Source organism: Ruegeria sp. ANG10 (genome assembly GCF_040705255.1).
In the GTDB taxonomy this organism is placed as follows: domain Bacteria; phylum Pseudomonadota; class Alphaproteobacteria; order Rhodobacterales; family Rhodobacteraceae; genus Ruegeria.
The window spans coordinates 460,690-483,468 of the sequence record NZ_JBFCVU010000001.1; the positions used below are offsets into that span (position 1 = coordinate 460,690).

At 58.6% G+C, this 22,779-nt stretch carries 18 protein-coding genes; 9 read left to right on the forward strand and 9 right to left on the reverse strand.

The window, feature by feature from the left end:
- Window positions 1–18: 18 nt before the first annotated feature.
- Together accD and AB1A64_RS02190 are read left to right on the forward strand one after the other, a co-directional pair.
- Complete coding sequence (accD, locus tag AB1A64_RS02185) at window positions 19–951, forward strand: acetyl-CoA carboxylase, carboxyltransferase subunit beta (protein ID WP_170394651.1); 933 nt, start codon at window positions 19–21, stop codon at window positions 949–951.
- Window positions 948–2,222: a folylpolyglutamate synthase/dihydrofolate synthase family protein gene (locus tag AB1A64_RS02190; RefSeq protein ID WP_366549898.1), complete on the forward strand. Its 1,275-nt coding sequence runs from the start codon at window positions 948–950 to the stop codon at window positions 2,220–2,222. Before accD ends, AB1A64_RS02190 begins: the two co-directional genes overlap by 4 nt.
- A 78-nt stretch (window positions 2,223–2,300) precedes the next feature.
- Here AB1A64_RS02190 and zapE read toward each other — a convergent pair whose 3' ends face one another.
- Window positions 2,301–3,359, reverse strand: a complete 1,059-nt coding sequence (zapE, locus tag AB1A64_RS02195) for a cell division protein ZapE (RefSeq protein ID WP_366549899.1) — start codon at window positions 3,357–3,359, stop codon at window positions 2,301–2,303.
- A gap of 150 nt (window positions 3,360–3,509) precedes the next feature.
- On the opposite strand from zapE, the gene AB1A64_RS02200 reads away from it, so the two are divergent.
- Window positions 3,510–4,751, forward strand: a complete 1,242-nt coding sequence (locus tag AB1A64_RS02200; protein WP_366549900.1) for an MFS transporter — start codon at window positions 3,510–3,512, stop codon at window positions 4,749–4,751.
- A gap of 1 nt (window position 4,752) precedes the next feature.
- Here the strand turns inward: AB1A64_RS02200 and AB1A64_RS02205 are convergent, their stop codons facing one another.
- The 5 genes from AB1A64_RS02205 to AB1A64_RS02225 form a co-directional block, all read right to left on the reverse strand.
- On the reverse strand, window positions 4,753–5,373 hold the full coding sequence (locus AB1A64_RS02205; RefSeq protein WP_366549901.1) for an HAD family phosphatase: 621 nt from the start codon (window positions 5,371–5,373) through the stop codon (window positions 4,753–4,755).
- Window positions 5,374–5,518: 145 nt separating this feature from the next.
- Window positions 5,519–5,974, reverse strand: a complete 456-nt coding sequence (locus AB1A64_RS02210) for a YaiI/YqxD family protein (protein WP_366549902.1) — start codon at window positions 5,972–5,974, stop codon at window positions 5,519–5,521.
- A complete protein-coding gene (gene sthA / locus AB1A64_RS02215) occupies window positions 5,971–7,428 on the reverse strand; it encodes a Si-specific NAD(P)(+) transhydrogenase (protein ID WP_366549903.1) in 1,458 nt (485 codons plus the stop codon). The genes AB1A64_RS02210 and sthA overlap by 4 nt, the downstream gene beginning before the upstream one ends.
- Before the next feature lie 3 nt (window positions 7,429–7,431).
- Window positions 7,432–8,265: an S-formylglutathione hydrolase gene (gene fghA / locus AB1A64_RS02220; RefSeq protein ID WP_366549904.1), complete on the reverse strand. Its 834-nt coding sequence runs from the start codon at window positions 8,263–8,265 to the stop codon at window positions 7,432–7,434.
- A 101-nt stretch (window positions 8,266–8,366) separates the two neighbouring features.
- A complete protein-coding gene (locus AB1A64_RS02225) occupies window positions 8,367–9,296 on the reverse strand; it encodes an AEC family transporter (protein ID WP_170350052.1) in 930 nt (309 codons plus the stop codon).
- A 182-nt stretch (window positions 9,297–9,478) separates the two neighbouring features.
- On the opposite strand from AB1A64_RS02225, the gene AB1A64_RS02230 reads away from it, so the two are divergent.
- A complete protein-coding gene (locus AB1A64_RS02230) occupies window positions 9,479–10,096 on the forward strand; it encodes a TetR/AcrR family transcriptional regulator (protein WP_366549905.1) in 618 nt (205 codons plus the stop codon).
- 86 nt (window positions 10,097–10,182) lie between these two features.
- Here AB1A64_RS02230 and AB1A64_RS02235 read toward each other — a convergent pair whose 3' ends face one another.
- The 3 genes from AB1A64_RS02235 to AB1A64_RS02245 all read right to left on the reverse strand — a co-directional run bounded on the left by AB1A64_RS02235 (window position 10,183) and on the right by AB1A64_RS02245 (window position 16,557).
- A complete protein-coding gene (locus AB1A64_RS02235; protein ID WP_366549906.1) occupies window positions 10,183–11,553 on the reverse strand; it encodes an HlyD family type I secretion periplasmic adaptor subunit in 1,371 nt (456 codons plus the stop codon).
- Complete coding sequence (locus AB1A64_RS02240) at window positions 11,550–13,292, reverse strand: type I secretion system permease/ATPase (RefSeq protein ID WP_366549907.1); 1,743 nt, start codon at window positions 13,290–13,292, stop codon at window positions 11,550–11,552. The genes AB1A64_RS02235 and AB1A64_RS02240 overlap by 4 nt, the downstream gene beginning before the upstream one ends.
- Before the next feature lie 61 nt (window positions 13,293–13,353).
- Window positions 13,354–16,557: a CHRD domain-containing protein gene (locus tag AB1A64_RS02245; RefSeq protein WP_366549908.1), complete on the reverse strand. Its 3,204-nt coding sequence runs from the start codon at window positions 16,555–16,557 to the stop codon at window positions 13,354–13,356.
- Between the two features lie 340 nt (window positions 16,558–16,897).
- On the opposite strand from AB1A64_RS02245, the gene AB1A64_RS02250 reads away from it, so the two are divergent.
- The 5 genes from AB1A64_RS02250 to AB1A64_RS02270 all read left to right on the forward strand — a co-directional run bounded on the left by AB1A64_RS02250 (window position 16,898) and on the right by AB1A64_RS02270 (window position 22,777).
- Entirely contained in the window at window positions 16,898–17,818 is a 921-nt protein-coding gene (locus AB1A64_RS02250; protein ID WP_366549909.1) for a LysR substrate-binding domain-containing protein, read from the forward strand.
- 303 nt (window positions 17,819–18,121) lie between these two features.
- Window positions 18,122–19,705: an ABC transporter substrate-binding protein gene (locus AB1A64_RS02255; protein ID WP_366549910.1), complete on the forward strand. Its 1,584-nt coding sequence runs from the start codon at window positions 18,122–18,124 to the stop codon at window positions 19,703–19,705.
- A 68-nt stretch (window positions 19,706–19,773) separates the two neighbouring features.
- Window positions 19,774–20,868 (forward strand): Xaa-Pro peptidase family protein, encoded by a 1,095-nt coding sequence (locus tag AB1A64_RS02260; RefSeq protein WP_366549911.1) that lies wholly within the window; start codon window positions 19,774–19,776, stop codon window positions 20,866–20,868.
- Entirely contained in the window at window positions 20,868–21,875 is a 1,008-nt protein-coding gene (locus tag AB1A64_RS02265; protein ID WP_366549912.1) for an ABC transporter permease subunit, read from the forward strand. Before AB1A64_RS02260 ends, AB1A64_RS02265 begins: the two co-directional genes overlap by 1 nt.
- Window positions 21,875–22,777: an ABC transporter permease subunit gene (locus AB1A64_RS02270; RefSeq protein WP_366549913.1), complete on the forward strand. Its 903-nt coding sequence runs from the start codon at window positions 21,875–21,877 to the stop codon at window positions 22,775–22,777. The genes AB1A64_RS02265 and AB1A64_RS02270 overlap by 1 nt, the downstream gene beginning before the upstream one ends.
- The last annotated feature ends 2 nt before the right edge of the window (window positions 22,778–22,779 follow it).

Consider the following 22,779-nt stretch of genomic DNA (forward strand, 5'->3'; position numbering starts at 1 on the left):
GCAAAACAAGGTTCCGACATGAACTGGATCACAAACTACGTCCGTCCCCGGATCAATTCGATCTTCTCGCGCCGGGAAGTGCCCGAAAACCTTTGGCACAAGTGCGATGAATGCGGCACGATGCTGTTCCACCGTGAACTGGCGGAAAACCAGAATGTATGCACCCAATGTGATCACCACATGGCAATCACCCCGCGGGACCGTTTCGCACACCTGTTTGACGGTGGTATTTTCACCGAGGTCGAAGTTCCCGCACCAACCACCGATCCGCTGCAGTTCCGGGATCAGAAGAAATACCCGGATCGCATGAAAGCAGCCCAGAAAAAGACCGGCGAGTCTGAGGCAATGCTGGTTGCCCGGGGCGAAATCGGACGCACCCCGATTGTGGCCGCCGCGCAGGACTTCTCGTTCATGGGCGGGTCTATGGGCATGTATGTCGGCAACGCCATCATCGCCGCCGCACAAGAGGCGGTGAAACTGAAGCGCCCGTTGATTCTGTTCTCAGCCGCAGGCGGCGCACGGATGCAAGAAGGCATCCTCAGCCTGATGCAGATGCCGCGTACAACCGTGGCTGTTGAAATGCTGAAAGAGGCAAACCTGCCCTATATTGTTGTGCTGACGCACCCTACTACTGGTGGCGTGACCGCGTCTTATGCGATGCTGGGTGATGTTCATATTTCGGAACCCAATGCGCTGATCTGCTTTGCAGGGCCGCGCGTGATTGAACAGACCATCCGTGAAAAACTGCCCGAAGGGTTCCAGCGCGCGGAATACCTGCTGGATCATGGCATGTTGGACCGCGTGACCAAGCGGACCGAGATGCGTGAAGAACTGATCACCATTACCCGGATGCTGATGAACCAGCCGCCAGCGGTCAAAGGCGATCTGCCCGCGCCCCAACCCGAAGAGGCTAAGGCCGAAACCCCAGCCGAGGAAACGGTCGAAGAATGACCAGCCCGACATCTGACGTCATCCTCGATCGGATGATGGCGCTGCATCCCAAGATCATTGACCTGACCTTGGACCGTGTCTGGCGTTTGCTAGCAGCTTTGGACAATCCGCAGGTCAAGCTGCCACCGGTGATCCATATCGCCGGAACCAATGGCAAGGGCTCGACCCAGGCGATGATCCGTGCCGGGTTGGAGGGCGCAGGGCTGTCTGCCCACGCTTATACCTCGCCGCATCTTGCGCGGTTTCACGAACGCATCCGCTTGGCCGGAGAGCTGATTTCGGAACCCGCTTTGACCGCGGTTCTGGATGAATGTTACGCCGCCAATGATGGCGAGAACATCACTTATTTTGAGATCACGACCTGCGCAGCCCTTCTGGCTTTTGCGCGGACGCAGGCAGATTACACGCTGCTTGAGGTCGGGTTGGGTGGTCGTCTGGATGCCACGAATGTCATACATGAACCGGCCGTAACGGTGATCACGCCAGTTTCAATCGACCACGAACAGTTTCTGGGAGATACGCTGGGCAAGATCGCAGCCGAAAAGGCGGGCATTATCAAACCCGGTGTGCCCTGTATCGTCGGCCCGCAACAGGACGAGGCGCTAGAGGTCATCGAATACACCGCCGCACGTCTGGGTGCTCCGCTATTGGTCCACGGTCAGCACTGGCATGTACATGAGGAAAACGGGCGCCTGATCTATCAGGACGAAACCGGATTGCGTGACCTGCCATTGCCCAACCTGCTGGGTGCGCATCAAATGCAAAACGCTGGCGCTGCGCTGGCTGTTCTGCGGCACCTTGAACTGGGCGATGACGCTTATGAGTCCGCTGTGTCCCGTGCCGAATGGCCCGCCCGTATGCAGCGCTTGAAATCAGGTCCCCTGGTCGAGGCCGCACCACAAGCCGAGCTTTGGCTGGATGGCGGTCACAATGCCGCCGCCGGAGTAGCACTGGCTGATCTTTTGGCCAAACTGCCAGAACGCCCGACGCATATGATCTGCGGTATGCTTAACACCAAAGACGTGACAGGTTACCTCGCACCGCTCGCGAAACAGGCCCAAAGCCTGACCGCAGTATCGATCCCTGGCGAGGCCGCAACGCTGAGTGCCGAAGACACGGCCGCTGCCGCGGCTAAAGTCAACCTATTTGCCACATCCGCCGACAGTGTTGCTGACGCTCTGAAAGCAATTGTCAGGGAAAACCCACAAGCCCGCGTTCTGATCTGCGGCTCGCTGTATCTGGCGGGAAACATCTTGCGCGAAAACGGCTAAAATCTCCGCCCGCAGGGGCTTCATCTGGCCAAAAATACCTCGGGGGAGGCGCGCAAAGCGCGGCGGGGGCAGAGCCCCCTATTTCCCCCAGTCCTGATCCTGCATTTCCCGCAGTCGCGAGGCAGTGCGTTCAAACTCGAACGTCCCTTCGCCTTCGACATACAGCATCTCGGGTTCAGCAGCGGCGGAGCAAATTAGCCTGACCTTGGCCTCATATAAGGCGTCAATCAGCGTGACGAACCGTTTAGCCTCGTTAAAATTGTTACGCGACAGGCGCGGGATGTCCTCCAGCACCAGAACCTTCAACTCATCCGCAATTGCCAGATAATCCGCCGGGCCCAACATGCGACCACACAGATCGTAGAACGTGGCCCGGGCAACTCCGTTCCGAAAGGCCGGCAGCTCGACCGACCGGCCTTTGACTTGCAAGACTAGCGGTTCTGCCGCACCGCCCGACAGATCGGTCCAGACGTCACGAATGTTCTGCCGTGCCTCAGGTCCGATTGGGGTGAAGTAGACCGGTGCGCCTTCTAGCCGGTTTTGGCGGTAATCGGTGGGGGATACCAGCTCCCATACCTGAAGCTGTTCCTTGATGCGGGCGATAAAGGGCAGGAACAACTGCCTATTCAGCCCGTCTTTGTACAAATCGTCAGGGTGCCGGTTTGACGTGGTCACAACCACAACGCCGTCTTCATAAAGCAGGTCGAACAGTCGCCCGACGATCATCGCATCGGTGATATCGGTAATCTGCATCTCGTCAAAAGCCAGCAGCCTGACCGAATTCACGACCTCTTTCGCCACCGGAGCTAAGGCATCCTCGACTCCGTCCTGACGGGCCTTGTGCATACCAGCGTGAATTTCCTGCATAAACGCATGGAAATGCACCCGACGTGCGGGAATGTCCCCCAACGCATCGACAAACATATCCATCAACATGGATTTTCCGCGCCCCACGCCGCCCCAAAGATACAAGCCCTCGGGCGGGGGCGGAGCCTTGCGGAACAACCCGCGTTTAACCGGGGCGGACAGCGCCGCGCGAATACGTTCAAAATGGGGTAGGACGGCCTCTTGCGCATCGTCCCGGGTCAGGCCGCCCTCGGCAATGCGGGCGTTGTAAATCGAAATCAGATCCGTCATGGAGTCGAGCCATAGCGCCCACGATTAGCCTTGAAAAGCGGCCATTTCCCACGACCCATCAAATTTCCTTATCCGTGACCGCAAATCTGCTGATTTGACCGTCTGCTCAAATTCGCTAACGTCCACCGAACCAATACCCCCGAGGTCCCCATGCCGCACTCTGCACGCCTGCTGAACCCGATCCTGATCGTCGGATGTATCATCATCACGGTCAGCTTTGCCGTGCGCGCGTCGTTCGGGGTGTTCCAGATTCCAATCGCCAGCGAGTTTGGCTGGCTGCGCACTGATTTCTCGCTGGCCATCGCGATTCAGAACCTGGCCTGGGGGATTGGACAGCCGATCTTTGCCGCAATGGCCGAAAAGATTGGCGATCGAAAAGCCATCATTCTCGGCGCATTAACCTATGCGGCCGGTATGGTGTTGTCGGCCTGGTCTATAACGCCGTTCGGGCATCAGATGTATGCGTGGCTGGTTGGATTTGGCATCGCGGGCACGGGTTTCGGTGTCGTGCTGGCGGTGGTCGGGCGTGCGTCGTCTGACAAGAACCGCTCGATGTCTTTGGCCATCGTCACGGCGGCGGGCAGTTTCGGACAGGTGATTGGCGCACCAACGGCAGAATGGTTGCTCAGCTTCCTGCCCTGGCAGCAGGTGTTTCTTGTCTTTGCAGCTGCGATTCTAGCCCTCGTGCTAACGCTGCCATTCATGCGCGCACCGCAAACGGTCAGCAAAGCCGAGCTGGAAGAGAGCATGAGCCAGATTCTGGGCCGCGCCTTCCGCGATCCTTCTTATGCGATGATCTTTCTGGGGTTCTTCAGCTGCGGCTATCAGCTGGCGTTCATCACCGCACATTTCCCTGCCTTCGTGACCGAGATGTGCGGTCCGATCCAACCCGGAGGTGTGCTGCATTCGCTGGGCATCACCACCACTTCGGCCCTGGGGGCCGTGGCAATCTCGCTGGTGGGGCTGGCGAATATTGGCGGCACCTTGCTGGCTGGTTGGGCCGGTAACCACTTCCCCAAGAAATACCTGCTGGCGTCGATCTATGCCGCCCGCACATTGGCGGCTGCGATCTTTATCCTCATGCCGATCACACCAATGTCTGTCATCGTATTTTCGATTGTCATGGGCTCGCTCTGGCTGGCCACGGTGCCTCTGACCTCGGGATTGGTCGCGCATCTGTACGGATTGCGCTATATGGGTACACTGTACGGTTTTATCTTCCTCAGCCACCAGATTGGCGGCTTCCTCGGCGTTTGGCTGGGCGGGCGCATGTATGACGTCTATGGTGATTACACAATGGTCTGGTGGATCGGGGTGGCGGTTGGTGCCTTCAGCGCCATTGTCCACCTGCCCATTCGCGAAAACCGCAGCGCGACGCCGGTTCCGGCCTGATCTACTTGGCTTCGTCCGGGGTCAGCAGACCTTCGGCCACCAACCTTTCCGCCCAACCCTGAGGGCCAGTGAAGTGATGCGTCTGCCAGCCCCGCGCGCGCGCCGTTTCGATATTGTCGATCCGGTCATCGGCAAACAGCAGACTGCTGGGCGGTAGGCCACAATCGTCCTCGACCATCTCATAAATCGGGGCGTGCGGCTTGACCGTTTGCATCCGGCCCGAGACGTATTGGCGGTCAAATTCGTTCAGGAACGGATAAACCGTGGTGGCATAGTCGAAATTCTGCACCCCAAAATTAGTGAGCGCGAAAACAGGGATTTTCTTTGCGCGCAGGGCCCGTTGCAGGCGAACGGAATGCGGGATTTCTGGCGTGGCCAGTTCAATCCACTTGTCGTGCCACATACGGATTTCGTCGCGCCATTCGGGGTATTTCTCGGCCCAGTCATAGATCGTGTCGGTGAAGTGGTGACCCTGATCGACCAGATCGTTCATCCCGTGCAGATCGACCTCGGCAAACATGGCGCGGCGACGGTCTTCTCCAATGGCCTTGTCATAGTAACGCTCTGGCTGCCATTCGATCAGAACATTTCCAATGTCGAAAATTACGGCTTCAATCGGCATGTTACGCCCCTGTCAAATCAATCTCTGCTTGTTCCCGACTGAACCAACCTCAGCCCAAATTTACAAGGCGGAACCGCAGCGCGCAGCGCTGCCCAGCCCAACGGGAGAAGGCGCATCATTGATGCGTCGCCGACGGGCGGGAGAGCTAACGGCGCAGTGCCGCGCGCAACTCACGTTCCAACGCATCCAGAAACCGGGATCGGTCTGCTTTGCCAAAGGGTTTGCCTCCGCCACCAGCCCCCAGCGGGTTGGCCGCCCGCAAGTCGGCCATCAGATCGCGCATCGCCAGCTGCTGGCCGATATTGGCCGCCGTAAACGCTTCACCATTTGGGCGCAGCACCCGTGCCCCGGCTTCAACGCATTTGGCGGCCAAAGGGATATCCGAGGTCACCACCACATCCCCAGGCCCACAACGCTCGGCGATCCACTTGTCGGCCTCGTCCGCGCCTTCCGCAACGATGACGACCTGCACCAGGGGATTGGCCGATGGCCGCAGCCCGCCATTCGAGACCAGCACCATCGGCACCTTGTGGCGTGTTGTGACCCGCTCGGCTTCGGGCTTCACGGGACAGGCATCGCCATCTACATACAGCGTGGTCACGCCTTCTTGGCCTGTTTCTTGGCGGGTTCTGCGGGTTTCTTGCGCACCTTGAATTCCTCCGGGATCGGCATTCGGTTGAACGCGTCCAGACCGGCGATCTTGTAGGCTTCGGCCAGGGTCGGGTAGTTGAACGTATTCTGCACGAAGTAGTCCACCGTGCCTTTCAGGTTCAGCACCGCTTGCGCGATATGAATCAGCTCAGTCGCCCCTTCGCCCACGATCTGCACGCCCAGCACCCGGCGGGTTTTCAGCGAGAACAGCATTTTCAGCATGCCATGCTCCAGCCCCATGATATGCCCGCGCGAGGTTTCGCGGAACCGCGCCACGCCAACCTCATATGGAATTTCTCGTTCCTGTAGCTCTTCTTCTGACATGCCGCAGGTGGAAATCTCAGGCACCGAATAGATGCCATATGGATACCACGGGCTCTCCGGCAGGGTGGGGGTGTCCAGTGCATGACAAGCCGCCACGCGACCCTGTTGCAGTGAGGTTGAAGCCAGTGAAGGATGCCCGATCACATCGCCGGTGGCGTAGATATGCGGCACGGTGGTCTGATAGGTCTTGCGATCCACCTTGATGCGGTTGCGGTGATCCGTTTCCAAACCAACGGAATCCAAATTCAACGCCGAGGTCGCCCCCATCCGCCCGGCCGCAAACAGCAGCATCTCGCCACGGACATGACGACCGTTGTCCAGCGAGACTTCGACATGGTCGCCCGCGTCCTCAATCTTTTCCACCGCAGATCCCAACCGCAGATCAACGCCGTTTTCACGGATCTGATGAGTAAAATCATGGATCAGCCGCTTGTCGATGAAATCCAGGAACGTCTCGCGCGGCTCGATCAGGGTTACACGCACATCCAGTGCCGAGAACATCGTGGCATATTCAACGCCGATTACCCCCGCGCCGATCACGACAAGCGAGCGCGGAATCTCGGCCATTTCCAGAAAGTCATCGCCGTCGACCACGGTCTTGCCGTTGAAGGGCACGTAATCGGGGCGGTAGGTCTTAGTCCCGGTGGCAATCAGGAATTTAGCCGCGGTCAGTCGTGTGGTCTCGCCGGCATCGGTGGCAACCTCAACTTCATGCGGCCCGACGAACTTGGCCAAACCGTTCAGGGTTTCCACGTGGTTGCGGTTGAACTGATGTTCCAGCACGTCGACTTCGTGATCCAGCGTCATGTGCAGGCGCGCCTTGAGGTCCTCGGCGCGGATCTGATCCTTGACCCGGTACGAACGCCCGTAAAAGCTGCGCTCGCGCCAGCCGGACAGGTTCAGCACCGTTTCACGCAGGGTTTTCGAGGGGATGGTACCGGTATGAACCGACACGCCGCCAAACCGGTCCTTGCGGTCAATCACCAGCACACGCCGTTTCAGTTTGCCAGCCTGGATCGCTGCGGAACGTCCTGATGGCCCTGACCCGATGATGATCAGGTCATAGTCAAATTTGCTCATCCGTCAGTCCCCGTACAGCGCTTCGGCGTGGAAGGTGATGTGATCCTCCATGAAGGTCGATACAAAGAAATACGAGTGATCATAGCCCGGCTGCAAACGATAGGTTGCCTGCTGGCGTCGTTCCGCGATGGCTGTCGCCAGCGCCTCAGGGCGCAGAAGGTCGATGAACTGATCATTGGCACCGGTGTCGATCAGGATTGGACCGTCGAAGCCAACCTCTTTCATCGTCAATGAGGCATCGTGCTTGGCCCAGGCTGTTTCGTCATCGCCCAGATATGCGCTCAGCTGTTTGCGTCCCCAATCCGCGCCGGTCGGGTTCGAAATCGGCGCGAAGGCCGAAACCGACCGGAACCGACCCGGCAGGTTCATCGCGAGCGTCAGCGCCCCGTGGCCGCCCATTGAATGACCGGTGATCGCCTGACGCTCCATGTCGATGGTGAAGTTTTGCGCCAGCAGGGCAGGTAGTTCTTCGGCCACGTAATCCCACATGTTGAAATGCGGTGCCCAGGGGCCTTGCGTTGCATTCACATAGAACCCGGCGCCTTGGCCCAGATCGTAATCCTCATGATCGGCCACACCTTCACCCCGGGGCGAAGTGTCAGGGAACACGACGGCAATGCCTTGTTCAGCCGCCCAGGCCTGCGCGCCGGCCTTCGTCATGGCATTTTCGTGGGTGCAGGTCAGGCCGGACAAATACCACAGAACCGGAACCGGGCCGTCCTTGGCCTCGACGGGTAGAAACAGACCAAAGGTCATGTCGCATTGGCAGGCTGACGACGCATGGCGGTAGACGCCCTGCACGCCACCGAAACAGGCGTTTTCCGAAAGGGTTTCCATCAAGCAGTGTCCTTAATTCTAGATCGCGTTATGGCTAACGATCCAAGAGCGCCGCGTAAAGGCCACGCGACTACGGCACGCACTTTTTTGAACGCCCTAGTTTAGAGTGTCCCAACCCAGGCGATGACCACCGGCACGGTCAGGATACTGACCGCAGTCGACAGCAGGATCGCTGCTGAGGCCCGGTGCGGTGCGACGCGGTAATGGGCGGCCAGCATGTATACATTTCCGGCCACCGGCAGTGCCGCGGCGGCAATTGCGACCGTGGCGGAAAAGGCATCGACTGGCATCAGCCACAACAGCACCACGGCCACACAAGCCGGGTGAATGACCAACTTGCAAAAACTCAGCCACGCTGCAACCTGAATGCGTTCAGCGGACTTGGACGCCAAAGAAGCCCCAATTGCAAACAAAGCCCCCGGTGTGGCCGCCCCGCCCAGAATGGTCAGAAAATCATTGAGTGCCGCCGGAACGGGCACTTGCACAGCCGACCACAGAAGCCCTGCGGAAATCGAAACGATCATTGGGTTCTTCAACAATCCCAACCCAATCAGGCGCAACGTTGCCGGGGTCAGACGCCCGTCGCGTCCCGCGTTGATCAAAATCACGATCAAGGACGAAAACACCACCAGATCAACGGTCAGAACCAGCATGACTGGCCCAATGGCGGCCTCGGACAACAACAGCGCCAGCATCGGTAGTCCCAGAAAGCCGACATTTCCGATGGCGGCACATTGGGCCTCGACCGCTGCGGTAGGAATATCAAGCCTGCGAACCCAGGCCACACCAGTTGCCAGACCATACACGGCGAGGGTGCCCAGCAGATAGCCCGCCATCAGCCGACCGTTGAAAATGTCGGCAAAGGGCAGGGTGGCAGCAAAGCGGAACAGCATCGCCGACAGTGCGAAATAGAACACGAACTTTGTCAGATAGGCTGTTGCGTCTTCCGTGAAAAAGCGGCTGCGCCCGGCCCAGTATCCCAGGCCGATGATCGCGAAAAACGGAAGTGTGCGCAGAAATATTTCGACCATGCCCAAAGTGTTAGCATCGTTTGACCGCGCAGCAAGCCCTGAACGACAACGACCGGAAGCCACGTGTTTGCGGGGCAAAAGCATTCAGAATTCACATTCCGTTACGCAACGGGACGCGCGAATCGTTGTATCTGTACTGATCGGTTTATAATTTGAGGGGAACACTAACCCTAGGAGAGCTCATGACTCAGACAGCCGCCATCCTTCGCACGGGCCGCAAATTCGATCAGGTTTTGCGCGGAGCCCGAGAAGTTTTCATGGCGGATGGGTTCGAAGGTGCCAGCGTCGATGACATCGCGCGGGCGGCGGGCGTGTCCAAGGCAACGCTCTACAGCTATTTCCCTGACAAGCGTCTGCTGTTCATGGAAGTCGCCCAGACCGAATGCAAGCGTATGGCTGAAAAAGTCATTTCGATGATCGATGACTCCAAACCCGCGCGCGAAGTGTTGACGATCACGGCAACACAGCTAACCGCATTTCTTGTGTCCGATTTCGCGCAGCAGGTGTTTCGTATCTGCGTGGCCGAGCGGGATCGGTTCCCTGAATTGGGCCAGGCGTTTTACGAATCCGGGCCTCAGAATGGCCAGCGTCATATGGTCGAATATTTGGAAAAGGCCGTACAAAAAGGCGAATTGGTTATCGAAGATGTTCAGATTGCAGCCGAACAGTTCTCTGAACTGTGCAAGGTTCGCTTCTGGACCAAAGCCGCGTTGGGCATTCAGACCAATTTCAAACAATCCGAGATTGATGAGATCGCGTTGCACGCAGTGGACATGTTCATGGCGCGTTACGGCGTCTGACACTTAAGCACGTATTGATGCTGGATGGATCGGGACAACGATCTTAGAAATACCTGCGCCCAAATCGCGGGCGCAGGCAGCCGTAATCACTCGATAAAGGTCTTTGCCAACCGATCGCTGATGGGTTGCGACAGATAGCTTATGACGGCGCGTTCGCCGGTATTGACGAACAAATCTGCGGGCATGCCGGGCACCAGTTCTAATGCGGCCACGTCGCGCGGTTGTTCGGCATCCAGCTTTACCCGCGCCTTGTAATAGGCTTCGCCGGTGCGTTCATCCTCAAGCACATCGGCTGAGATGTCGAAGATCTGCCCCACAGCTTCGGGCACGTCCGCTTGCGCAAAGGCCGACAGGCGGATGCGCGTTGATTGACCGATCCGCAGCTTATCGATGTCGCCGGTCTTGACCCGTGCCTCGACGATCAGTGCCTGATCGGCGGGGACGATATCCATGATTGGCGCACCCGGGCGGATCACCCCGCCATTGGTTGACACTTCCAAATTCACCACGCGTCCGCTGGTCGGGGCCAGAACCTGTGTTCGCTTCAGGCGCGCCAGCGTGCCTGCGAATTGCGGTCGGACCAGATCCAGCTGTGCCTCAACAACAGCCAGCTCCCCGGCGAGGACCTCATCCCGCAGTTTTTGCTGGCTGAGCAGGGACAGCTCCAACTCCTGCACCTGATCTTCGGCCTGGGCGATCTGGGTGCGCAACGATGCGTCAACGCCGGCCAGGCGTTCCAACTCGATCTGCCGTGCGCTGACCCGCGTAACGGCGACAAGACCCTTGTCTAACAGTGTCTCCAGGTTGGACAACTCAACCTGCGTAATCTTGATCTGGTTGCGGGCCGCGTGGCGCTGTTCAGCCAGACCCGAGATCTGGTTGCGTAGGCCCGTGATGCGTTGCGCGTTGATCTGCGCTTCGGTCCGGCGGGCGCGGGCTTCGGCGTCAAATAGTTGTTTCTGGGTCAGGTAGGGTGAGACCCAGTGCAGGCGGTCCATTCCTTCGCGGAACCCAGCCAAGGCGGTGGTTTCTTCAAACTGGCTCTGCCCGCTCATTTGCGCCAGCAGGCGCGCGCGGCGAACCGACAGCTCACCCAACTGGCTACCCTGAACGCTAAGATCCACGTTAATCTCGGTGCTGTCGAGCTGAACCAGAGGTTGCCCTGCCTGCACAAATTGGCCGTCTGTGACCAGGATCGACTGAATAATGCCGCCGTCCAGATGCTCGACCGTTTTGCGTTGGCCCTCTACCACAAAGGATGCAGGTGCAACCACGGCCCCGTCCAGTTTCGAGGCAAAGGCCCAATAGGCGCTGCCGCCGACAAAAACCGCCAAGGTGAACAGGCCGAACAGGACATAGCGGGCGATGCCAGGGGAACTGTCTGAAATCTCTTTCAGCTGTGCCTCGTGAAATCCCACCGCAGTGCGAGGGGCTGAATATTTAACCAGGTCAGTCATTGGGCCGCTCCTGTGATCTGAGTTTCATCCTTCCGGCTGGGTGCCGGTTGTGTTGGTTTGTCCAGAACGTTGCGGCGATTGACTTTCAGAACGTCCTGCTTGTCGCCGAACTGGGTTTGATTGCCGTTGCGCAGCACCATCACCTTGTTCGCCGCCTGCAGCGTGGCTGGGCGATGGGTCATAACAATGGCAATCCCACCGCGCTCCTGTACGGCCAGCAATGCATCCCGCAGGGCCTGTTCGCCCTCGGCATCCAGGTCCGAGTTGGGTTCATCCAAAACGAGAACAAACGGATCACCGTATAGCGCGCGGGCCAGAGCCAGCCTCTGACGCTGACCGCCAGACAGGAAAAAACCGCGGCCAAGCCTGGTTTCGTATCCGTCAGGCAAACCGCTGACCAGTTCGTGAACCCCTGCTTCGCGCGCGGCACGCAAGACCTCGGCATCGTCGATCGCAGTTGAGAACCGGGCAATGTTCTCGCGGATTGTGCCATCGAACAGCTCGACATCCTGCGGCAGGTATCCAATCTGTTTGCCCAGGTCTTCCGGGTTCCACTTCGACATCGGACTACCGTCGAGCAAAACCTCTCCCCGTTGCGGATGCCAGATACCCGCAAGCATCTTGCCCAGCGTGGTCTTGCCCGAGCCGCTTTGGCCGATCACAGCCAGAATGTCCCCGGCCTTGAGGCTGATATCAATCGCCCTGATGGTGGCATTGATCGCAAGTGGCGGTCCTGCCTGAGCGATGCGGACGTCCATCGATTTGAACGCGCGGGGAAGGTTCAGGTTTGGAGGCGCCTCGGCGAAGTCTTCGGTCAATTGTTTGATCTTGCTATAGGACCCGCGCGCAGCCAAAAACGTACGCCACTGGCCGATCAACTGATCAATCGGTGCAAGTGCACGGGCTAGAACAATCGTGGCGGCAATCATGACGCCTGCGGTGGACTCGCCGATCACGGCCAGCGCCGCGCCCATCCCCAGAACCGCCGATTGCAGACCCATGCGTATGGTCTTGGACAAAACGGAAAAGCTGGCGACCCGATCAGCGGCGCGGGTTTTGTGCTGGTGCGCATCGGTCTGAAGGGCGGTCCAGCGGCGCACAAGATCGGATTTCATACCCAGCGCATGGACCAATTCGGCATTCTTGTCGCTGATCTTGAACAGCGCGTCTGACCGCCCCCGTGCCTGCGCGGCCTGCTGCATCGGGCCTCGGGATCGGGCGTTGTTGATCAGCGCCATCAATGTCAAGGTCAGCGCGCCGGCCAGACCCAACAGACCCAGAAACGGGTGCAGCACATAAAGAACCATCAGATAGATGGGTATCCACGGAGCATCGAAAAAGGCGGTCAGGGTGGTGCCGGAAATGAATTCGCGGAACCCGTTCACATCCCCGACCAGGTTTTCGCCTGCCTCAGCTTCTCCTTGGACCCGGCGGCGCATGGCGGCCCCCAGGACGGGCGCGCCGACGCTGAGTTCGAACCGGGCGGCCAGGCGGCCCAGAATGCGCATCCGCATCAGGTCGAGGCACGCAATGACGATGAATACCCCCGCCAGCAACACGGACAAGGCGATCAATGTGTCTATGTTCTGGCTGGTCAGAACCCGGTCATACACCTGCAGCATGTATAGCGGCCCGGCCAGCATCAAGAGGTTCAGGAACAGGCTGAAGACCGCAACCGCAACAAAGCCTTTGCGCAGCGATCCCCAGGCGGTTTTGATGGGATTGGATTTCTGGAACATCGGATAGCCCTTTCCGGTTTGGCAAGCGGGGCGGCCACAAGACCGCCCCGCTGTGGATCGCTTAGGCGACGAAGTCGTCTTCGGTCAGGTCTGCGCTGTTGATGCCGGCCAGACGGACCGAGCCTTCGTTGCCAAAGGTGATCAGGGTGTCATTGCCATCCTGCGCAACATTCACCGCACCGCCGAAATCGGGGCCGAGGTCGCCGAACTGCAGTTGATCGCGACCGATCTCAAAGTCCTGGATCACGTCATTGCCGAAGTCTTCACCGAACGAGAACGTGTCTCGTCCCAGCCCGCCGATGAGGATGTCATCACCGCCTTCGCCCGAGATCAGATCTCCGCCCGCGCCACCATTCAGCACGTTGGACAGATCGCTCCCGACGATGACGTCGCCGTCATCTGAGCCGATGACGTTTTCGATGGACTGCAGCACGTCAGTCTCGAACTGGTTTTCGACAACGTCCTGACCGATGACACCGGTGCCCCCGGTCGCATTCACATCCAGCGTTGCACCTGCGTCGACCAGAGTGTCCTGCACCACCGGGCCGTTCACGCCCGCCGGAGCATTGTGCAGATGGATTGCCGAAACAGTGCCCGGGATTGGGGTGCCCAGCTCTGCCTCGCTGATGCCAACAACGCTCAGTTCACTGGAATAGGTGACCTCACCAGTGTTCAGGTTCTGCGTGATGACAACGGTGGCCTCTCCGGTCGCTTCGCTGTTTGACAGCGGCCCTGGCTCTTGCGCCGCGTCTAGACCGCCACTCAGGCTAACGGTGCGGATACCGTTTTCGGTCACGTCGCTGTCGACCGATAGCTGCCCGCGGATTTCACCCGCTGGGAACTGGTTGGTGTGGATGTTGTAGTAGAGGTTGCCTTGAACCGCCTGCTCAACAAAACCGGCACCATCGGCAATGTTGGACCCGAACTGATCCGGTGCCGCGACAACCGCATCGGTGACCGAGATGTTGAACCCGGTATCGCGGGTGGCGGTGCCATCGCCGTTGGCGTCCAGACGAACCTCGACCGCGACGTCCAGATCCGAGAAGTCGGCCGTGTCGATGCCGTCTCCACCGTCGATGAAGTCATTGCCCAGGCCGCCGGTCAGAACATTATCGGCATCGCCGGCAATCAGAACGTCATTACCTGCGCCACCGTCGATGTCACCATTGGTGGTGCCCAGATCGACAAAGATATCGTCGCCATCGCTCAGCAGAACGTTACCGTTGATCACGCCTTCATCGTCGTTGACGATGGTGACGGTACCGGCATCCGAGGCGTCGATTGCGTTGACCGTGCCGCGGATTTCGCCCTCGTTCAGGACGGCACCGACAAGGTTCAACCCGCCATCAACGCGCAAGCCCGCCGCAGCGTCCGAGTCCTCGGACCCCGCGATCAGACCTTCGTTGACGACAACTCCGGCAAAGGACGCGTCATCCTGGCTGGTGAACAGGCGCAAGCCGTCGCCCACCTGGTTGCCCTCTGTGGCGTCTCCGCGACCTTGCAGCGTGCCTTCGTTCACGACAGCGGCCGAGACCACATCCCCAGACACATCACCGGTTTGCAGCGAGACGGCCGAGCCGTTATTGCCTTCGCCTGCGTCAACCAGACCGGTGTTGGTAAAGGTATAGTTGTCGGCGGTACCATCGGCGTACACGGTGCCATTGCGCTGGTTACCGGTGCCCAGAATGGCACCTTCGTTGATGACCTCGAGCCCTTCACCGTCGATGTTCAGCGCGCGGCTGTCCGAGGTGACAGTGCCCCGGTTGACGAAAGACCCGCCTGAATGATCACCCGTGCCAAAGTAGACACCGTTCTGACCACCCGCAAAGACGCCGGTTTCTTCGTTGACCAACTGGCCCTGAAAATTGACGTTGTTCACTGCGCGGAATGCACCAACTGTTCCATTCGCGCCCTCGGACGTGACCGAGCCGGTGTTGGTGATTGTGCCGGTGAACAGGGCAGGGCCAAAGCCGCCGCCTTCCAGCCGGGCACCTTCCAGACGGATGCCATCTCCGGCGGTGCCCAGACCAGCGCCTGCATTGCCGCGACCGGCAATCGAGCCTGCGTTGGTCACCTCGACCTCGCTCTTGCCTTCGGCAGATAGGGACAGTGAAACGCCAGCGCCTTGGTTGCCTTCGCCTGCATCGATCGAGCCCGTTGCCAGGTTGTTGATCGAGAAATCAAACGCGGTGTCGTCGGCGTAGATTGTACCGTTGCGCTGATCGCCAGTGCCCAGAATGTCACCGCCATTGACCAGATCAACACCCGAGCCGTCGATATTCACCGCGCGGCTGCCTGATTGGATGGTGCCAAAGTTCAGTACATCCAGATCATGTTCGCCTTCACCGATATAGAGACCGTTGCGTGGGCCTTCGATCACGCCGGTCGAGGTGTTCAGAATCTCACCTTCGGCATTTGCGCCATTGACAATACGAATGCCGGCAGCGGTGCCTTGGTTGCTTTCGGTCGAAATCAGACCGCTGTTGATGATCTCGGTTTCAAGAATGGCACCTTCGGCACCGTCATCGATGCGGATACCGTCTCCGGCCAGACCTGTATTTGCCGCCGCCTGACCGCGGCCCTGAATGGTCGCGCCAAAGCCATTGAACACGTCGGTTTCCACGCGGTCTCCGACCTCATCACCGACCTGCAGCGAAATACCCGCGCCCTGATTGCCCTCACCGGCGTCAATCGTGGCGCCCGAGAAGTTCGAGATCGAAACATCCTCGGCGGTGCTGTTGGTATAGATCGTGCCGTTGCGCTGATCGCCGGTGCCGATGATGTCGCCAAAATTGCGGACATCAATGCCCTGACCCTGAATATCAACCGCACGACTGTCCGAACTGATCACGCCGCCGCGGAAATTATCCAGGCTGCCAGAGCTGTCAGGCCCGGCAAACTGCACCCCGTTAAATTCCCCGGCAATCTCTCCGAAGTTTCGGACTGCGGCGCTGCCGGTCACTTGCACACCGGTGGCCAGAACTTCGGGACCGTTATTTGCCTCGATCCGGCCCGAGGCAAAGTTGAAGATGTCGACATCTTCACCCTGCGCCTGCACGGCGGCCACGGCGTTGTTGGTGACAATCTCGCCAAAATTCAGCAAGCGCGAGAAATCGTTGGCCAGCACAAATGCCGGAGTGTCATCGACAACCGTGCTTTGGAAAAAGTTGTTCAAAAGGGTTTGGCCATCGCGGCTGGTCTCTTGCGCCAGTGTGGACGTGGTCAAAAGACGTGCGCGTAAGCTTTCCATAAGTTGGGACAGCATGGGGGACTCCATCATGGGTTTGCGTTATGCGGTCCGCCCGTTGGTCTGGGCATTCCACGTAGCAAAGGGGTAGTCACCACCACGGCGCAGCTAAAATTCATCCTTCGAATTGGCGGTATAACCAATGCAAATAGTCACGGATGGCGTGATACCTGGCCACCGAGATGTGTTTTATTTCAACAGGTTGCGGATCGTGGTGTTGCTGAATGTACTTATTCAATGGCGCGGATTGACGGTTTTGTCAGTGATTGTGATGCCGATTTCCTGCAGCGGCGCGCCGGTTGGCGTATGTAAAGTGCATCCCCAGCGGGATCGGGAAACGGATCACGGACCCAAAACCATGAACTTCAGAGACCTGGAATATGTGCTTGCCATTGCCAGACACGGCCAGTTCAGTCAGGCGGCCGTAGCCTGCAATGTCTCGCAGCCTGCTTTGTCCAATCAGGTAAAGAAGCTGGAACAGGAATTGGGAACGGATCTGTTCCTGCGCCTGAATAATGAAGTGCGCCCCACTGCCTGTGGTATTCGCGTGATCGCCATTGCCGAACGCATCCTGAAAGACGCTCAGAACATCCGCGATACCGCGACCCAGTTTCGCAACCCCGAGGCGGTGCCTTTCAATATCGGAATGACACCGACACTGGCCCCCTATCTGACGCAGTATTTTTCCGAGCTGTTCAGCGCGCTTTTTCCAAACATGCGTGTCACCATGGTCGAAGACCTGCCACAGAACATGTTGCAGATGGTCGAAGATCACACGCTGGACGTCGCGTTGGTGGCAAAGGTCAACAACAGTGCAGCGCTGGATTTTACCTCGATCTGGTCTGAACCCCTGTTTCTGGCCGTGCGCGAGAGTCATCCGCTGTGCATGTTGCCGTCTATCGTGCCAGAAGACGTGCCGGTGCATGATTTTATCCGGCTTCCCCATAGTTTTGGTTATGAACTGGAAGACCGGTTGCCTGAATCCGACCCCTTGAACCGGGCCAGCAAGCGGTTTGATCTAAGTGCGCTTCGGTTCGAGACGATCTGCCGCCATATTTGCCACTCGGACGATTGCACCATCGTCTCGGCGTTGGCGGCGGAACAGTTCAAACGGGATAAGTGGCCTTTGTGCTTTGTCCCGTTCGAAGGTCCGGGAAATCTGCGTAATTTGGGCGCAGCAACGCGTCCGGGCTGTCCCCGCCGACCGCTTTTGGACCGTATCGGGGCCTATATCAATGAACGGCCTCCTGTCGGGGTTACGCCCACTTTTTCGCAGTGACCGTCAACTGATCTCTTGTATCTTGACCTGCGATGGCGGCCGGCACGCTGTCATGTAGCAAGACATGGGCCGTTAGGTCATGGTGATTATCCTCTTGCCCGAACGACCCAAAAGGCCGAACTTTTGGGGGTATCCGCCTTGTTAACGGGTTGCTCAAATTAGCGTGTGCAAGTCAGTTGACAATGGATTTTGTATTTTGGATACATTGGGCAGAGATATCGCTATGACACGAGTCGTCTAGGAATGCTCTGACCACAAAGAGCAACGCGAATGTCTGAATAAATTCATTTCTGGGAGACCCACATGAAACTGAAATTGATGGCCGCAACTGCTGCGATCGCCTTGTCGGCTGCCGCGGCACAGGCAAACACTCTGGTGTATTGCTCTGAAGGATCGCCCGAAGGGTTCGATCCGGCCCTGTTCACCGCCGGGACGACTTTTGATGCGTCTTCGCACCCGATCTACAACCGCCTGCTGGAATTCGAAACCGGAACGACCAACGTCATTCCCGGCCTGGCCGAAAGCGTCGAAGCCAGCGATGACGGTCTGGAGTACACGTTCAAACTGCGTCAGGGCGTCAAGTTCCATTCCAACGACGAATTCACCCCGACCCGTGATTTTAACGCCGATGACGTGATCTTTTCGTTCATGCGTCAGAAGGACGAAGGTCACCCGTTCAATCAGGTATCCGGCGGCACCTGGGAATACTTCCAGGGTATGGGCATGCCAGATTTGGTCGAGTCCATCGAAAAGGTCGATGACTATACGGTAAAGTTCACTCTGACCAAGCCCGAGGCGCCGTTTGTGGCCAACATGGCGATGGACTTTGCCTCGATCCTGTCGGCTGAATATGCCGATGCGATGATGGCGGCAGGTACACCTGAAAAGCTGAATACCGCGCCCATCGGCACTGGCCCGTTCTCGTTCGTGGCCTATCAGAAAGACGCCGTGATCCGTTATGCGCAGAATGCCGATTACTGGAAAGACCCGGCGGACGTGGAAAACCTGATCTTTGCGATCACCCCAGACGCTTCGGTGCGTTATCAAAAGCTGAAGGCCGGCGAATGCCACATCATGCCGTATCCGAACCCGGCTGACATTCAGGCGATGAAGGATGACGGCGACATCAACATGATGGAGCAGGAAGGCCTGAACGTCGGTTATCTGGCCTACAACACCACAATGGAGCCGTTCGACAATCCGAACGTCCGCAAGGCGTTGAACATGGCGATCGACAAGAACGCCATCATCGACGTGGTGTTCCAGGGCTCGGGCCAGGTGGCCAAGAACCCGATCCCGCCGACCATGTGGGGCTATAACGACGCCATCACCGACGACGCCTATGATCCCGAAGCAGCCAAGGCTGCTCTGGAAGCCGAAGGTGTTTCCGATCTGTCGATGAAGATCTGGGCGATGCCGGTACAGCGTCCGTACAACCCGAACGCACGCCGCATGGCGGAGTTGATCCAGGCGGATTTTGCCAAGGTCGGTGTGGATGTTGAGATCGTATCCTATGAGTGGGGCGAGTATCTGTCGCGCTCGAAGGAACTGAACCGCGATGGCGCTGTTCTGCTGGGATGGACCGGTGACAACGGCGATCCAGACAACTTCCTGGCCGTGCTTCTGGGCTGTGACGGTCGCGAAGCATCGAACCGCGCACAATGGTGCCACGAGCCGTTCGAAGATCTGATCCTGAAAGCCAAGCAAACCACCGATCAGGCTGAACGCACCAAGCTGTATGAGGATGCTCAGGTCGTCTTTAAAGAGCAGGCGCCATGGGCCACCATCGCACACTCGGTCGTTTACATGCCGATGAGCAATAAGGTGCAGGGCTACAAGGTGCATCCGCTGGGTGGCCACATCTTCTATGGCGTGAGCGTCGAATAAATCACCACTCACTGACCGGAGCCGCCCAATTGGTGGCTCCGGTTTTCTATTTCTGGAGGTCGGCGCGAATGCCGGATTTGTCCGAGTACCGTCAACTGGCAAAGGACATGTCAGTAGACGCCGTGGCGCTGGTGCCTGGCCCGAATTTCACCCGCGCTTTGGGAAAACCCTTCATGAGCCACGAACGGCCTTTCGTGGTCGTAATCCCAGCCGAAGGTGCCCCGGCCGCGATTGTGCCAAATCTTGAGCTGGGGTCATGGGCGCTGGTCGGGTTCGACGGCGCTGTCTTCGATTGGCGCGATCAGGCAGGCTATGACGATGCCTTTGCCGCGCTGGCTGCGCATATGCCCCTGTCGTCCCTGGCGGTGGAAGGGCAGGTGATGCGGGTCTTCGTATCCAAGGCGCTGAGCCGCGCGCTGCCCAACTTGCGCATTGTGGATGGCGAGCGTGAGATTTCCGGCCTGCGTATCATCAAGACAGATGAAGACATCGCGGCGCTGCAGGCGGCAATTGATATCTCGGAACGGGCATTGCAGCGGGTTATCGAAGACGTGCGTGTCGGCCAGACCGAGGTTCAGATCGAACAGGCCCTGATCCAGGCGTTGTTTGCAGAAGGTGCTGCCTCGCTGGCTTTTGCGCCGATTGTGGCCGCGGGCGATAACTCGGCGCAGCCGCATGGTAAGGCGCGGGCAGATTACAGGATCAAACCTGGCGATGCGCTGCTGTTTGATTTCGGTGCCCGCAAACACGGCTTTGCCGCCGATATTACCCGGACCTTTTTCGTCAAAGAGGTCTCGGACGAGGGCAGGGCGGTTTACGATACAGTCCTGCGCGCCAATCTCGCCGGTTTCGAGGCCTGCCGCCCCGGCGTGACCGCGCACGAAATCGACGATGCGGTGATTAGTGTGCTTGAGGCTTCGCCATATGCCGACCGCATCCGCACCAAGACCGGACATGGTCTGGGCCGGGACGTGCACGAGGCGCCGTATATCATGCGCGGGAATGACCAGAAAATCTTGCCCGGAATGGTTTGGACCAACGAACCGGGCCTTTATGATCTGGACAATTTCGGCGTTCGCATAGAAGATGACGTGCTTGTTACACGGGATGGCTGCCGGTCGCTGACCCGCTTTCCCAAAGATCTCACAATCATAGGTCGCTGATGTTTGGCTACTTACTCACACGCCTTGGCATGTTCGTTCCGACATTTCTGGGCGTGACGCTGATTTCCTTCATGTTCATCCGGGTCCTGCCCGGTGATCCCATCATCGTCATGGCCGGTGAACGCGGCATGACCGAGGAACGCTATCAGGAGATGGTCGAGAAGCTGGGCTTCGACAAGCCGGTCCTGCAGCAATACTGGGACTACCTTGTCGGCGTCCTGCATGGCGATCTGGGCGAAAGCTTTGTCACCAAAAAGCCGGTCTGGGATGAGTTTTTTGCCTTGTTCCCGGCCACGCTGGAGCTGTCGCTTTGTGCGATGATCTTTGCGGTGGCACTGGGATTGCCTGCTGGCGTGATCGCGGCGGTGAACCGGGGCAAGTTCTTTGATCGGGCGCTGATGTCGTCAGCCCTGGTCGGGTATTCGATGCCGATCTTCTGGTGGGCGTTGCTGCTGATCATCGTGTTTTCGGGCAATCTGGGCTGGACGCCTGTCTCGGGTCGGATCGACCTGCTGTATTATTTCCCCAGTGTCACCGGGTTCATGCTGATCGACAGTCTGTTGTCAGGGCAGGCGGGGGCGTTTGGATCGGCCGTACGGCACCTGATCCTGCCGACGATCGTACTGGGCACCATCCCACTGGCGGTGATCGCACGTCAGACACGCTCGGCCATGCTTGAGGTTTTGGGTGAGGATTACATCCGCACCGCCCGCGCCAAGGGTCTTGCGCCGACACGGATCAATGGGCTGCACGCACTGCGCAATGCGTTGATCCCGGTGATTACGGTGATCGGCCTGTCGGTCGGTACCTTGCTTGCCGGGGCGATCCTGACCGAGACGATCTTTAGCTGGCCCGGCATCGGCAAGTGGATGGTCGACAGTATTTTCCGCCGTGACTATCCGGTGGTGCAGGGTGGCCTGTTGATGATCGCTGTGATCGTCATGCTGGTGAACCTGCTGGTCGATGTCCTTTACGGCGTCATCAACCCCAAAATCCGGAGGCGGTGATGGCTGAACTATCCGCAACCCCACCCAAAACCGAAGACCGCCCCAGTGCATTGCGCGAATTCTGGTATTATTTCAGTGAAAACCGCGGCGCAGTTATGGGTCTTTGGATCTTTGCCGCATTTGTCTTTTGCGCCGCCTTCGCGCCCTTGCTAGCGCCCTACGATCCGACAGAACAGTTCCGAAACCACATCTTACAGCCCCCCGCTTGGCAAGAGGGCGGCAGCTGGGCGTTCCCATTGGGGACCGATCCGTTGGGCCGGGATATGCTGTCGCGCCTGATCATGGGATCACGCTATTCCTTCTTTGTCGGCATTGTTGTGGTCTGTGTGGCTGTGACCGGGGGTGTGATCATCGGGCTACTGTCCGGCTTCGCTCCGAAATGGGTCGATACGCTGATCATGCGGGTAATGGATATCATTCTGTCCTTCCCGTCACTGCTGCTGGCACTGGTTCTGGTGGCCATCCTCGGGCCCTCGCTGACCAACGCCATGATCGCCATCGCCATCGTGTTTCAGCCGCACTACGTGCGTTTGACCCGCGCCTCGGTGCTGTCAGAGCGGCAAAAGGACTATGTTACCTCGGCCCGCGTGGCTGGTGCCAGCAAAGCGCGGCTGATGTTTAAGACCGTGCTGCCCAATTGCCTGGCCCCAATCATCGTGCAGGCGGCGCTGTCCTTCTCGACCGCTATTCTGGATGCTGCAGCCCTTGGATTCCTGGGCATGGGCGCGCAGCCGCCCACGCCGGAATGGGGCACCATGCTGGCCGAAGCGCGAGAGTTCATTCTGCGTGCATGGTGGGTCGTGACATTCCCCGGCCTAGCCATTCTGGTCACCGTGCTGGCCATCAACCTGATGGGCGACGGTCTGCGCGACGCGCTGGACCCGAAACTAAAGCGGAGCTGACG